The 13,364-nt window shown below is 47.7% G+C and carries 13 protein-coding genes; 7 read left to right on the top strand and 6 right to left on the bottom strand.

Annotated elements, in window-relative coordinates:
• Positions 1–302: 302 nt before the first annotated feature.
• The 4 genes from IEY46_RS22115 (at position 303) to IEY46_RS22100 (ending at position 4,545) form a co-directional block, all read left to right on the top strand.
• Positions 303–1,103 carry a response regulator transcription factor gene (locus IEY46_RS22115; protein WP_308422826.1) on the top strand — a complete coding sequence of 267 codons (801 nt, stop codon included), beginning with the start codon at positions 303–305 and terminating at the stop codon, positions 1,101–1,103.
• Positions 1,100–2,167, top strand: a complete 1,068-nt coding sequence (locus IEY46_RS22110; RefSeq protein WP_188995082.1) for a sensor histidine kinase — start codon at positions 1,100–1,102, stop codon at positions 2,165–2,167. Before IEY46_RS22115 ends, IEY46_RS22110 begins: the two co-directional genes overlap by 4 nt.
• Before the next feature lie 233 nt (positions 2,168–2,400).
• On the top strand, positions 2,401–3,492 hold the full coding sequence (locus tag IEY46_RS22105; protein WP_229750461.1) for an MFS transporter: 1,092 nt from the start codon (positions 2,401–2,403) through the stop codon (positions 3,490–3,492).
• Positions 3,493–3,519: 27 nt separating this feature from the next.
• Positions 3,520–4,545 carry a hypothetical protein gene (locus IEY46_RS22100; RefSeq protein WP_188995080.1) on the top strand — a complete coding sequence of 342 codons (1,026 nt, stop codon included), beginning with the start codon at positions 3,520–3,522 and terminating at the stop codon, positions 4,543–4,545.
• A gap of 427 nt (positions 4,546–4,972) precedes the next feature.
• On the opposite strand, the gene IEY46_RS22095 is transcribed toward IEY46_RS22100, so the two are convergent.
• Complete coding sequence (locus IEY46_RS22095) at positions 4,973–5,455, bottom strand: nucleoside deaminase (RefSeq protein ID WP_188995078.1); 483 nt, start codon at positions 5,453–5,455, stop codon at positions 4,973–4,975.
• 1 nt (position 5,456) lies between these two features.
• Positions 5,457–6,050 (bottom strand): ankyrin repeat domain-containing protein, encoded by a 594-nt coding sequence (locus IEY46_RS22090; RefSeq protein WP_188995076.1) that lies wholly within the window; start codon positions 6,048–6,050, stop codon positions 5,457–5,459.
• Positions 6,051–6,266: 216 nt separating this feature from the next.
• Here IEY46_RS22090 and IEY46_RS22085 point away from each other — a divergent pair, with 216 nt between their 5' ends.
• A complete protein-coding gene (locus IEY46_RS22085) occupies positions 6,267–7,181 on the top strand; it encodes a LysR family transcriptional regulator (RefSeq protein ID WP_188996111.1) in 915 nt (304 codons plus the stop codon).
• 13 nt (positions 7,182–7,194) lie between these two features.
• On the opposite strand, the gene IEY46_RS22080 is transcribed toward IEY46_RS22085, so the two are convergent.
• The 4 genes from IEY46_RS22080 to IEY46_RS22065 all read right to left on the bottom strand — a co-directional run bounded on the left by IEY46_RS22080 (position 7,195) and on the right by IEY46_RS22065 (position 11,748).
• Entirely contained in the window at positions 7,195–8,382 is a 1,188-nt protein-coding gene (locus tag IEY46_RS22080) for an MFS transporter (RefSeq protein WP_188995074.1), read from the bottom strand.
• A 286-nt stretch (positions 8,383–8,668) separates the two neighbouring features.
• Entirely contained in the window at positions 8,669–9,805 is a 1,137-nt protein-coding gene (locus IEY46_RS22075; RefSeq protein WP_188995072.1) for an MFS transporter, read from the bottom strand.
• 86 nt (positions 9,806–9,891) lie between these two features.
• Positions 9,892–10,482 (bottom strand): TetR/AcrR family transcriptional regulator, encoded by a 591-nt coding sequence (locus IEY46_RS22070; protein ID WP_188995070.1) that lies wholly within the window; start codon positions 10,480–10,482, stop codon positions 9,892–9,894.
• A gap of 63 nt (positions 10,483–10,545) precedes the next feature.
• Entirely contained in the window at positions 10,546–11,748 is a 1,203-nt protein-coding gene (locus tag IEY46_RS22065) for an MFS transporter (RefSeq protein WP_188996109.1), read from the bottom strand.
• Between the two features lie 326 nt (positions 11,749–12,074).
• On the opposite strand from IEY46_RS22065, the gene IEY46_RS22060 reads away from it, so the two are divergent.
• Together IEY46_RS22060 and IEY46_RS22055 are read left to right on the top strand one after the other, a co-directional pair.
• Positions 12,075–12,656 (top strand): TetR/AcrR family transcriptional regulator, encoded by a 582-nt coding sequence (locus IEY46_RS22060; RefSeq protein WP_188995068.1) that lies wholly within the window; start codon positions 12,075–12,077, stop codon positions 12,654–12,656.
• Positions 12,657–12,764: 108 nt separating this feature from the next.
• Positions 12,765–13,331 (top strand): copper amine oxidase, encoded by a 567-nt coding sequence (locus tag IEY46_RS22055; RefSeq protein ID WP_229750460.1) that lies wholly within the window; start codon positions 12,765–12,767, stop codon positions 13,329–13,331.
• Positions 13,332–13,364: the final 33 nt, after the last annotated feature.

Genomic DNA, 13,364 nt, shown 5'->3' with positions numbered 1-13,364 from the left:
GCACTTTTATTACAGGTACTGTTGTAAAAGTAAGTGTCAATACACGTATAACTGTCCGGGCTTCTTTCTGACTCATGTCAATAAATTTGATATATTTATAGTTGAAGCAACCCGATGGTTTTACATAAGGAGGTTAACATCCAAGACCCGAAAGACGAAGCCACCAGAGGAGATGTTATGAAGGAACGCAAATTAGTGATATTACGAATAGAAGGGGCGGAGCGATTCATGTTGGAGTCGGTGGGCTACCCTGTTGCCGTATCTCCGACACCGGACTTCCGTGCGGAAGCTAAGCGGCAGGGTTGGCAGATTCTTTAGGAGAAATCAATCTAGATCTATCAACAATTATCGATATCGGGAACGATCGAAGGGTGGTTTGTATTCTGTTTAATGAGCCAATATTGTTAATCGATGATGAAGAAGGCATTTTGATTATGTTGGAAAGTCTCCTGCGAAAAGAAGGTTTTAATCGGATTTCTAAAGCTAATACGGCTCCAGAGGCGTTGAAAGCTGTTCAAACGGTTTCTTACTCGTTGATCGTACTGGACGTAATGCTTCCCGAAATAGACGGTTTTACCTTGTGCATGGAATTGCGAAAAATAACGCACGCGCCGATCATGTTTCTCACCGCACGTTCCGGGGATATCGACAAATTGCAGGGATTATCCATGGGCGGAGATGATTACGTGACTAAACCGTTTCAACCCTTAGAGGTCGTCGCTCGCATCAAAGCTCATCTGAGAAGAGGGACGATCTATTCTACTTCCCTTTTACCATCAGAGAAAATATTTGCTTATGACGTGTTTTCAATAAATAAAACAACAGGTCAACTGCTCATAAATAATGAGGAAATTCCTTGTCCTGCTAAGGAATTTGAGCTTCTTCACTATTTTTGCAATCATCCGAACCGGGTATTCACCGCTCAGCAACTATACGAACAAGTATGGGGATCCATGGTGCAAGGAGATGAAAAGACGGTTGTCATCCATATATCAAGACTAAGACGAAAGCTCGAACCGAATCCGTCCGATCCCAAGATCATCGTTACAATACGAGGAATCGGTTATAAATTCATACCGCCCTCCGGAGAGTCGAAACGATGAGTTTCATGATACGAATTGCGCTTAAGCTGCTGGTGGCTTTTATATTTATGCTTGCGGGCATTTATGCGCTGCTGGCTCTGTTTTCAGCGTTTATTGCTCCGAATCTCACTGAAGGCAGTGTCGAAACGTTTGTTCTGGTATCAGGTGGATTTCTGTTTATGCTGGTGCTGCTCTTTTTTGGCTGGTATATAGGCAGACCCTTCTATTATATGATCGTATGGGTCAGATATCTGGCGAAAGGAATCTATGAGGCTCCCGTACACTGGCCAACCATCCATTCGGAGAAGAAAACGGGTAAACTTAAAGGTCCGTACGCCCTTTATCAGGAATTGTTCGATCATTTAATGACATTAACAAAAACACTAAAGCAGAACGAACAGGATAAAAGAGATGCTGAACAAGTGAAGCACGAGTGGATTAGCGGAATTTCGCATGATCTCAAAACCCCGTTAACTTATATATCCGGTTATTCCTCCATGCTGATGAACGAAGGGTATCCGTGGAGCGAAGAGGAACGCAAGGAATTTTTGTCCATCATCCATCAGAAGGCAGACCATCTTAGGGAATTGGTCCAAGATCTGAACGAGACGGTACATGATCAAATTCCTATACAGCGAGAAGATGTGGATCTGAATGAACTGGTCCGCAGAATCGCTGCAGATGTCATCAGTGCGCCAGGGGCTGCCAATTACTTCTTGACCATAGATTCAAAGCTGGAGAGGTTTCGGTTGAAATGCGATTCGAAACTGCTGACACGAGCCCTGCGCAACTTGTTAGTCAATGCGATTGCTCATAATCCAGCGGGAACAGAAATCATAATCCGTATCACCCAAAATGAATCTCAAGTGGTGGAATTAAGCATAGAGGATAACGGAATCGGCTTTAGCTTCGACGAAACAACTCAAAAACATCTTGATCAGAATTCCCCTTCATCCGAGCGTTCCGGCCTGGGGCTATCGATCGCAAGGCAGTTTATCCAGGCTCTTGGCGGGGAACTAACAATTAGGAGTCAGAAGAACCAAGGGACATCCATCACCATACAACTACCTACAGAAACGATTTAAGCTATCGTTAGTTTGCCGTTTACCTCCTGTTTACTTGAGCTCGCTATAATGTTGTTAACAGGTCGATGAATGATCGGCCGGAGCATTATAGGGGCGGTCACGAGTGTGATTCGATAGTGTCGAACAAACCCGCTGCCTATAAAGCATGCGGGTATTTTTGTGCACGTATAACAAGTTGTGGTTGGTAGAAAACGATATCAATTATATCAAATATATAGAAGGAGTTGAAACTAGTGAAAAAAGACGTGAAGAATACAAATGTAGTGAAGAGTCACAGCTCATACCTATGGCTAAGGAAATGGCCATCATGGATTGCTTATGCGGCTGCAGCCTGGTCACTTCTATACGGAATAATGGCTGTTTATTGGACGCTGACAGGAGTAGGATATCCATTCGGAGAGGGTGATCCGCATCATTATAACTCGTTTCTGGGGAACCTCCAAGCGAAACCGGGTTCTTTATCCCTTGCTGTGTGGGGCTTTTTGGGTGCTGTCATAGGAGCAATGATTGCTCGGAAGTTTAATCGAAAATGGCTGCTATGGGGGCCACTTGTGTACGCATGGGCCAATTTTGTTTTCCTGCTTATTGTCATTCCGGATTCAAGAGCTATAACCGCTTTCGCATATATACCTATCGTTATTGTTGGCGCTCCATTTGGCTGGCCGCCTGTGAATTTCATAGAGACAGCACTACCATGGCCTGTACTCAATCAGTTCCTCTGTATGGTTGGAGGATTCCTATGGCTGGGCACGGCGATTTCTTATCTGCGTCTCATTCGTGGCTCGTGCCTAAGCTGCGGATGCTCCCATACAGAAACGTCAGACCACGGCTGGAAGTCGCGAAACACGGCGGCGAGATGGGGGAAGTGGGCTACTTATACTGCATTTATATTGCCGTTTGCCTATTCGATCATGCGATGGCTTTGGGCGCTGGGCATCCCTTTCGGTATCGATCAAGAGGCTTTACGATCTTTGCATGAGACGGGATTATGGTTGGCAGGAGCTGCATTGGCATCGATTGGGGCTTGCGGTGGATTACTAACCCTGGGGTTGATTAAGAGATGGGGTGAAATTTTCCCTCGTTGGATGATTGGATTGTCAGGCAAACCAGTTCCTCTAGCTTTAGCAATCGTTCCTGCATCGATTGTTGCGGTCTTTATCACCACATGCGGGCTGACGGTCATCCACATGCATGCAAAAAACGGTTTCGGATTGTTGTTGGATCCCATGGCCTGGTGGCCAATATGGGGTATTGCGCTGGGCACGGGGACGCTGGCTTATTATTACCGAAGACGCGGTAAGTGTACGAGTTGTGAAAAATCATAACGAATCATTGAATAGGGGGATAACAGGATGAAGAATAAAATCATATCAGGTTATGGTGCATTGTTGTGGTCTTTGCTATACGGGGTGCTAGGGTTATTCTGGCTAATGGGCGGGAAGGGGTTTCCTTTTGGAGCAGGAGATCCGCTAGGTACTGATGTATCTATGCTTGCTAACGTACAGGCAGAGGGTGGTGCACTTGTCATTGCCATCGCGGGCTTGATCGGAGTTATTAATGCATTGCTCATCATTGGAACTTGGGGTGGGGGGAATATTCCTCGAATCATCCCTCAATTCATTTCATGGAGTTTTGTTATTGTAATTGTATGTGTGGTTTGTGACTATAGGGTACTTGCACTTGTCGCTTATGTACTGCTCTTAAAATTTGAATTTTTGGATTGGCCTTCGATCAACCAGTTTCTTTGTCTGGGAGGAGGTATTCTTTGGGGAAGTACTGCCATCACTTATATGAAGAAAAGAAGGAAAGAAGATAGTGGACGTGCCGAGAAAGTTTCAAAATGGCTCGAGCCGGCAGCTATTGAAAGATGGGGAAAGTGGGCAACCTACACAGCCGTGTCCCTACCGCTCATTTACTCATTGACTCGCTGGGCATGGGCATTTAATATCCCTTTAGGAGTTAGCAAAGCGTTTCTGATCGAAGAGGCACAAGACACTCCAGGCATATGGTTATTCGGAGCGGCGCTTGGAACGACTGGGGCAGTGGGAGCCGTTTTAACTTTAGGTCTGATCAGCCGATGGGGTGAGATATTTCCTCGATGGTTCCCCTTCGTTTCCGGCAAGCGGGTCCCGCCTACGATGGCGATTATACCTGCGACGTTCATTTCCATTGTTGTCTTTATAACAGGTCTGATGTATAACCGTCTTTGGATAAAAGGGGCTTTTCCGGAAGGGAATATAGCTACCTATGCCCCTGAGCTTACATGGCCTATCTGGGGGTTGGCGCTTGGCTTGGCTACTTTAGCCTACCATCTAAGGCGGAAGGGAGAAGCAGATATTGCGGGAGGGTTAAGCGCAGGTTTTGAACGTTCGGTTTGACCTGGCCACAGGGACATGACTTTCCTAGGCTCAAACCACGCTGTTCCATCAGCCCCGTCATCCACGGCTTTCTTCTTCCAATCGTATGCAAAGAATGGATGAAATTTTTTCTTGCATTACTCAAGATAATGCGGTAATTGTTCGGGACATTTTGAATAAATGTACGATGGTTGAGCGATACCGGAGCAGTATGCGGATCTTGAATACATCATCATGTGGGCCACGTGCCCCGGGTGATGTATTTTTCTATTCTCTAAGTCAACAACGTCAATCATCGCTCATGAGCGGTGGGATGCTCCTCTTAAAATGGGTGCAAAATTTGCAGGGAGGGAGCCCGAGAGGCTCGTATAGCCGATAAGCATAGGACAACCTGCCTGCGGAAGGAAAGGGGTTCTGCTTTGTTTACGTTTCTTGAGGCGGTACGTGTTCACTCCATTGGCAGGTGAAAAAGTCGATGGAGCTCGCGAACTTGCTCTGCAAGCTCGGGAACAGGACCGTCGATTGGAGTATCGCGGATAACAGCTTGAATCGGAAGACTGCGAACACGCGATGCGGCAACTCCCATTTCATGCAGCCATTGCACCAGCTGTTCGGTGGAGCTGGCATAAACGATCCTGCCTAATCCAACCCAGCCGTGGGCGGCGGCACACATCGGGCAGTGTTCGCCCGATGTATATACAGTCGCCTTGCTTCGTTCCTCAGCTGTCATGTTCCCGGCTGCCCAGCGTGCCAAAGCAAACTCAGGGTGCTGGGTATGGTCGCCGCCGGCAACATGGTTGTGGTCTTCAGCAAGCCGTTCTCCATTGGCGGAGACCAGGACGGAACCGAAGGGCTCGTCCCCAACTTCCAAAGCTGCCCTTGCCAGTTCAATACAGCGACGCAAATGGTTAAGATCTGTATCGTTTATCAAGTTATTTTGCCCCCGCCCCTATGAGAATCGTTTCAATGGCCCTGTACCCGCTTTTCTGTGCATGCTGTAGTGGCGTGACCCCGTCACGGTCAGCAATATTTACATCTGCTCCATGATCGACAAGCAGCTGTACGATTTTCTGATGCCTCTCGCCGCCATCGCCCAAAATGACCGCTTCCAATAATGCCGTCCAGTGTAAATTGTTGATGTGATTGATATCGACATCGGAATTCGTGAGCAATTCCTGAACAACCTCGACATGACCGCGATCCGATGCCGGAATGAGTGCGGTGCCTCCAAAGCGGTTCGTCAGTTTTGTATCGGCGCCGGCTTCAATCGCAAGCCGAACAATGTCGAGATACCCGGACGCGCCGGCATATAGTAGCACATTATCCAAGCTGTTGTCGCGCAAGTTAATGTCCGCTCCTTTTTGGATCAATACCTTTACCGTTTCTGTATGCTGGTTCCTGCTTGCCGCCAAGACGGCCGTTCTGCCGTTTCCATCCGTTGCGTTGATGTCCGCTCCGCCTTGAAGCAGCTTGAGAACTTGATCCGTATCACCTTTCTCCGATGACGCAATCAATTGCTGGTTCATGATTTCCACCTTCTTTTGATTAAATTGGGATCCATTCGATACACTTTGGCACGCGGAAAGCCATACAACAAATACAATCACCAAGAGGCGATACATCGATAGGCCCCCTTTTTCTTTTGTTCCTTTAATATGCTACCATGAAAGCAATCACATGAAAATTATATATAAAGTAAAATATCCATATGTTTTTCATATAGATAAGGAGTGGTTTGGATGATGGATATTCGAAAACTGCGATATTTTATCGCGATTGTGGAAGAGAAGAGCATATCCGCAGCGGCGAGGCGACTGCATATCTCTCAACCGCCATTAAGTCAGCAATTGAAGGAAATGGAAAATGAACTTGGCGCTATCCTGGTGGAGAGAGACGGGAAGTCTTTGGAAGTAACGGATGCCGGGAAGACCTTATACAGGTACGCTTTGCAGATGGATCAATTAATGGAAGAAGCAAAAATGGAAGTACGGGAAGTCGAAAACGGAGCGAACGGCAGACTGGCGATAGGTGTGAATACATTTTCGGTTGCGCGTTTGCCCGAAATTCTTCATCGATTTCAAGAACAATATCCGAGGGTGACCTATAAGATTCAGCAAAACGAGTCCGCCCATCTTTGCCAACTAGTGCGGAGCCGGGAGATTGAACTGGCATTCGTTCGATTGCCGCTTGTTTTGGATGATTTTACGGTCCTTCATCTGTATACGGAACCGTTCTATTTCATTACATCCCGGAATCAGAAACGGTTCGGACAGGAAGTTTCGCTCACGGACATTGCCCGCGAACGGCTCTTATTGCCAAGCACACAGGGGTTGGGCGTGCATTATTTAATTTTGGAAGCATTCTCCAGGTTCCATCTGCATCCCCATATAGCCGGCGAATGTTCCGACATCCTGCTTTTGATGGATTTGGTTTCGACGGAGTTTTGTTCATCGATTGTGCCGGAAACACTGCTGAACCGGCATAATGGACATGCTATCCATGCTCACAAAATTTCCCCGGCAGTTGAGTTGTCATCCCCACTTGGATTAATATGGCTGAAAAATCACCGCTTATCCAAAACGGCGCAAAACTTTATTGCGTTATATGAAGAGAGAGAAAGGCATCTACAGCCTTATACCTACAGGAAAGAGGACTAAAGGCTGGAGACGGTTAAGAAGCTTTAGCCTTCAGTCCTCTTCTCAACCGCTTAACCGATACGACGCTGCTCACGAGCAGTACAAATGCGCCAAACAGGTAAGGCAAGCCAACATGGAATTCAAATAAAATACCTGCCAGCATCGGTCCGAAGATCGTCCCCAGACTTGTATAGGCATTATTCATCCCTGCCACAAATCCTTGATCCTCCCCGGCCGCTTTGGACAGCAGGGTGTTGATCACGGGACGCAAAATATTATTGAACGTAAAAAATAGCATCATGATCCCCATGACATAATAGTAATTGCCGGAAAATAACAAGAACACGAGCGATACCGCCGATAGCAATAACATGGAAGCGATAACGCGTTGTTCCCCGAACCGTTGTGTGATCCGGTCCGTCAACACAAGTTGATTCAAGGTGCCGATAAGCGAACACACGGTAAGCAAAATAGCAATTTGACGCGTCGTGAATCCGTATACCTGTACGACAAAAAGCGGGAAAATCGCTTCAAAATGCGTTAATCCGAAGGTCATTGCGAAAACAATGAGCAGCAGGATGAAATACCGGGATCGGACCGAAAGCGCAATTTGACGAAAAATATTGTCCCTCTTCTCCTTCAGTTCCCGTCGCATCTGGCGAATGTCCGCCGACAGCGATTCAGGCAGTCCCCACAGACTGCAGATCATCGCCAGCAATCCCACACAGGCAGATGCGAAGAATGGCATCTTGATGCCCCATTCCGCCAGCAATCCACCGATCCCCGGACCGATAATAAATCCCGAGGTCATCGACGCCCCTAACCATGACATCGCCTTGCTGCGCTTATCATCTGCTGTAATATCGGCAATATACGCGATAATGGGCGGGATCAAGGCGGCCGAGCCTATTCCGCCAATCAACCGCGACACAAATAATAAAGTTAGATCGCCTGCTAATGCCGCCAGCAAATTAGAGATGGCGAACAAGATCAGGCCAGTAATAATCATCGGTTTACGGCCGTAACGATCTGACAAATTGCCCGCAAGAGGCGAGAATAGAAACTGAGTCAAACCGAAGCTGGAGACCAAATATCCCGCAGCCTGACCGCTTGCGGAAAACTCCCTGAGAAGCTCCGGCACGATCGGAATGACAAGACCCATGCTTAGATTAGCAAGAAACATATTTATTAGCAGTAATGGAAAAGCTGATTTTGGCAGCATCTATGATCTTGATCTCCTCTATGGAACAACAATGAAACCAGGGAATTGAATACCAGTCTGATTTCTGACTTGTATAGATTATCATGGGGCAGTTCCTATGGAAAATATGAATAACATATACATGATGAATTATTTTTATATACGAATCAATTTCATATAGCGATTTTCCCTAATTATGAAAATTGATTCATACATGATTATTTCATAATTGCAAAGCCTGTTTGTTGTTCATGCCCATTGAGGAGGGTGGCGGTTAAGCCACCTGCAGGAATTCCGGGGAAGAGGATTAACTCTTTTTCTGCAAGAAGGGGAACAGCGACAGCAAGCCAAGAACTGCTAATAGGGCACCAACCCACAAAGGTGACGAGAGGCCGTATCCGGCGTCGATCGTAAGTGCGCCGATTGAGGAACCGACAACAACGCCGAGACTGATAACGGAGCCATGTACCGTTGTAACTAATGTTCCGGTGCCGGCAATCCGCGTGATCCGGGTGGACATAGCTGGATTCAGGGGAACCCCCACTAAACCGATTACGATGACGGCAATGAGAGCAACGGTCTGATTGTGAGCAAAGAGCCCAAATATGAATAACGCAGCGGTTAGAGTGACGAGTCCGATGATGTGAATAGGCATCGTGTAATGATCGGAAAATCTGCCGGTAATAATATTGCCGATAACGGTAGCCGCTCCATATATACCCAAGAGAAGCGGAACCACCCCCGTGGTGAAACCGGCCAATTCAACCAAGATGGGTGAGAAATAACTGAATGCAGCAAACGTAGCGCCTATAATTAACATGCTGGTTGCATACGCTGCCCAAAGGTTTCGATTCCCAAAAGCAGTCAGTTCGCTCCTTATACCGATGGATTCCGGTCTTGAAGATAGTGGAATAACCCAGAACGCAATTAATCCGGATGCAAGAACCAATAAATCAACTGCCCAAAAACTGGAACGCCAACCAAAATGCTGGTCGAACAACATGGCCAACGGCAGCCCTACCGCGGTGGCGACCATTAAACCCCCAAGGACGATTGAAGCAGCCCGGCCGCGTGAATGAGGACTGACAAGCTCAAAGGAGATAGCTAGCGAAACGCCGAAGCAGGCCGCTGAAGAAATGCCGGTAATGATTCTGGCAGCCATCATGACCTCGTAGCTTGCGGCTAATGCGCCAAGAGTTTGCCCTGCAAGGAAGATTACAGCCAGTAACAGCAAGGCTTGTTTGCGGGAAACCTTTAATAGTCCGACCGTTAACAGGGGACCTCCAATAATCATGCCTGCGGCATAAGCGGAAATAAGATAGCCGACGGCCGCGACAGATACCCCGAATTCCTCCGAAAGCGAAGACATCATCCCGGCCACCATGAACTCGGAAGTGGTCATCGAAAATATCATGAGACCCAGTACGTAAATAGCGAAGGGCATTACGACAACTCCTATTCTTGATTAAAATCATAAAATTGTAATGATCAGTACAAAATTGCTGAAAAAATATAACGCTGCAAGCAACGTTAAAAAAAGGAGGCCAATGTTCCTTCGACAATATGGGCAGCCATCTCACGGTTTTGTACAGCAGCATTCAGCACGCGGAGTCCATAGTAGCTGCTGAGAAACATGCTGGCCAGCTCTGATGTCTGATGCTGCTGTGAAATTTCTCCAGCATTCCGACCGATCTCTATCGCTTTTCTTATCGCTTGCTCCAACAGTTCCACATGCTGCTTGAATATACGCTCGACCGCCGGATCTCGCTGGGCTCGCTCCATAGCAGCGTTGATCAGAAGGCAGCCTCTACGCCCCTCATTCGAGAAATCCTCTTGAATTGCCCAATTCAGCAGTGCGCGCAGGCGGTCTTTAAGCAGCCCTTGTTTCTCTAAAATCTCAATTTGCGCTTGAATGCCCGCTTCATGATACCGCAGCAGGGCATGTTCATACAGCTCATGTTTGCTTCCAAAAGCATTATATAAGCTCCCTCTGCCAAGACCTGTTTGCTTGCACAGATCTTCCGTCGAGCATGCTTCATACCCGTTGGTCCAAAAAACTTCCATGGCGGCTTCTATGACCGTCTTATCTTTAAATTCACGTGGTCTGCCACTTTTGCTCATCGCCGGGCTCCTTTCTTTTTAGAATCCTTAATGAAACTAGATTATCTATTCTGTACTGATCTGTCAAGTATTCTGCGGCCGGCCCCCGGTCCGGCGGGTCATTGCCCAGAAGAACAACGCGATGGCGCTGACTGCAGCGCCGAGCAGGCATACGCCGGTCCATCCGGCTTGGGCGTAAACGGCGGTGGAAGTGATAGATCCGGCGGCGCTGCCAATGGAATAAAAAATCATATAGCCGGCCGTGAGCCGGCTGCGCGCCTCCGGACGAACGCTGTAGATCATGCTCTGGTTGGTGACATGTACGGCCTGTACCGCCAGATCGAGCAGGACAACTCCGACGATTAATGCAAGCAGCGAATGTACGGCATAACCGGTCGGCAGCCACGAGAGGAGCAGAAGGAAAAGCGCGATCCCGGTTGTTCGCTGCCCCAATCCCCGGTCAGCCAGCCGCCCCGCCCTTGCTGCGGCTAATGCCCCGGCTGCCCCGGCGAGGCCGAACGCCCCGATGGCCGTATGGGAAAGCGAAAGCGGCGGCGCGCTCAGAGGAAACACAAGCGAAGTCCAAAGAATGCTGAAGGCGGTAAATATAAAGAAGGCCAATGCGGCGCGAACGCGCAGCACAGGCACCTGCAGGAATAAGGCGAATACCGAACGAAGCAGCTGCAGATAGGAGAGCGGCGCTTTCCGAGCATCGTATCGCGGCAGTGTCCGGAACAACATGCAGGCCATTATCAGCGTCAATACAGAAGAGACATAATAAACCGAACGCCATCCCGCCAGATCCATCATGATTCCGGCAAAAGTTCGGGCCAGCAGAATTCCGATGACCACCCCGCTTGTCACCCATCCAACTACCTGACCGCGTTCCTCAGGCGAAGCCAATGAAGCGGCATACGCTACCAGCACTTGAGTCACCACCGCAAGCATCCCGACCATAGCCATCCCCGTCATAAATAAAGCTCCTGAAGGCGCGGCGGCGACAACGAGCAGTGCCGCCGCCGACAGCAGCAGCTGCACGACAATCAACCGGCGGCGATTCAACAGGTCGCCGAGCGGCACAAGCAGCAGAAGACCCAGCGCATAACAAATCTGTGTGATTGTAATTACCAGGCCGACGTATTCATGCCCAATGCCGAACTCATAGGCAAGAGCGTCCAACAGCGGCTGCGCATAATAAATATTGGCTACAGCAAGCCCGCAGGATACGGCAAACATCAAAGCCATGGAACGTTTCAGCGTAGGAGCCGAAACGGCTTTGTGCTTCATGGAGTCTTTTTCTGCCGGTTGTGGACCGGGTCCGCCGTTATTTCGGGGGATGCTGTTATCTGTGTTTTGCTGCGCATCATTCATTTCATTCCCAGCTCCTTAAACAAAATAATATTCCACTTTCCGTTACGTACCAATTGGTACGTAATTATTACATGTAAATATAACGATTCCATCTGACACTGTCAATCGGAATTTAACGATCATCAACTGAATGGCGATCAAATCGGTGATCATAATAGAAAATAATAATGAACGGATTTGACAAATGGAAGGATTTCTACTACCATCATAATATACTGATCGATACGAAATGAGGTGCATTGATGGCAAGGCCGAGGGAATTTGATGAGGATAAAGCGCTGGATGCCGCTCTGCAGCTTTTTTGGGAGAAGGGGTATGAGGCTGTTTCTTTAAGCGATCTTACTTCAGCCATGAATATTCAACGCCCAAGCATATATGCTGCATTCGGAAATAAACAGGGCCTGTTTGAAGCGGCGCTCCGCAAATATACCCAAACCCATTCTTTCAATGCCCGTGCAAAGCTGCAGCACCACGAATCGGCCAAAGAAGCGTTCCGCTCCTACTTTGAGGATCTGGTGGCAGGAGAATACGGGAATGGACCCAACAGGGGATGTTTTTGCCTCAACACGATGGTGGAGCTTGCCCCGCATGATAAAAAAATGGAAATTCTCACAAGGGAACATCAGATGTATCTGGCCGCTTTATTCCAGGAAACGATCGAAAGAGGGATCCGGACAGGGGAATTCGAGAGCGGCACGAATGCGCAGGCGTTGGCTCAGACTCTGGTGGTGGCGTTGATTGGGCTGACGGTCATGATGAAATCCCGCCCGGAGCGGGCATTTGCGGATAATGCCGTCCGGACTCTGCTGGCATTGCTTAAGTAAATATAAGCAGCAAACGCAACCATTTATGAATTGGAAGGTATAACCAATGTAGACATTTTTGGGGCGATTATGATCATTCCAAGACTTGATAGCAGGAGGGGGAGTTTGATGAAAATAAGAAAACTCACCGTTTTATTCATTGCGATTCTTTTTTCTGGAGGAACGATGCTTTACGCTGCATCCAATAGTTCGGTCATCAGCGTTTATATTAACAATGTCCTTCAGGATAAAGGAGGATTATCCTCCGATGGGGAAACCTACCTTTCTTTATCTCAACTATCTGACAATTTACATAGCCTGATCGCATGGGATGAATCGAAAAAAATGGTGAAAATCTACAAGCCAAATGTGAATATTGCTTTATTGGATAGTGAAAAAAAGATATTTGGCGCGGTCAAAAACGGGAGTCGTAATACGTTTACGGTATTTGTACAGATTGATAACCTGAAAACAGAAATCTCCGATTTGAAAATTACCATCTCCAATCCAGGAAATGAAACGGATACGATCCAAACCCAACATATTGAGGAACAAAAGGAGAAATTCTGGTTCAGGTCAAGCGAATTCACCTACACGTTTAACACGAAAGGCGATTATCCCATACTCGTTTATCTAAAGGATACGGTTTCAAAAGAATGGGCGCTTGTGGGTGAAATTCAATTGTCGGTTGTTTGAAGGCAATAATTGCTGCAGATGTGGTCAACAGGG

The organism is Paenibacillus nasutitermitis (assembly GCF_014641075.1).
Classification (GTDB): Bacteria; Bacillota; Bacilli; order Paenibacillales; family Paenibacillaceae; genus Paenibacillus_Z; species Paenibacillus_Z nasutitermitis.
The sequence above is the reverse complement of the archived record's forward strand: the minus strand, read 5'-3'. Positions and strand labels throughout refer to the sequence as shown.

Excerpts from the sequence above, each read along its gene's own strand:
- IEY46_RS22100 (WP_188995080.1), top strand. The coding sequence starts at position 3,520 with ATGAAGAATAAAATCATATCAGGTTATGGTGCATTGTTGTGGTCTTTG.
- IEY46_RS22075 (WP_188995072.1), bottom strand. The coding sequence starts at position 9,805 with ATGCCCTTCGCTATTTACGTACTGGGTCTCATGATATTTTCGATGACC.
- IEY46_RS22110 (WP_188995082.1), top strand. The coding sequence starts at position 1,100 with ATGAGTTTCATGATACGAATTGCGCTTAAGCTGCTGGTGGCTTTTATA.
- IEY46_RS22085 (WP_188996111.1), top strand. The coding sequence starts at position 6,267 with ATGGATATTCGAAAACTGCGATATTTTATCGCGATTGTGGAAGAGAAG.
- IEY46_RS22090 (WP_188995076.1), bottom strand. The coding sequence starts at position 6,050 with ATGAACCAGCAATTGATTGCGTCATCGGAGAAAGGTGATACGGATCAA.
- IEY46_RS22070 (WP_188995070.1), bottom strand. The coding sequence starts at position 10,482 with ATGAGCAAAAGTGGCAGACCACGTGAATTTAAAGATAAGACGGTCATA.
- IEY46_RS22080 (WP_188995074.1), bottom strand. The coding sequence starts at position 8,382 with ATGCTGCCAAAATCAGCTTTTCCATTACTGCTAATAAATATGTTTCTT.
- IEY46_RS22055 (WP_229750460.1), top strand. The coding sequence starts at position 12,765 with ATGAAAATAAGAAAACTCACCGTTTTATTCATTGCGATTCTTTTTTCT.
- IEY46_RS22060 (WP_188995068.1), top strand. The coding sequence starts at position 12,075 with ATGGCAAGGCCGAGGGAATTTGATGAGGATAAAGCGCTGGATGCCGCT.
- IEY46_RS22065 (WP_188996109.1), bottom strand. The coding sequence starts at position 11,748 with ATGAAGCACAAAGCCGTTTCGGCTCCTACGCTGAAACGTTCCATGGCT.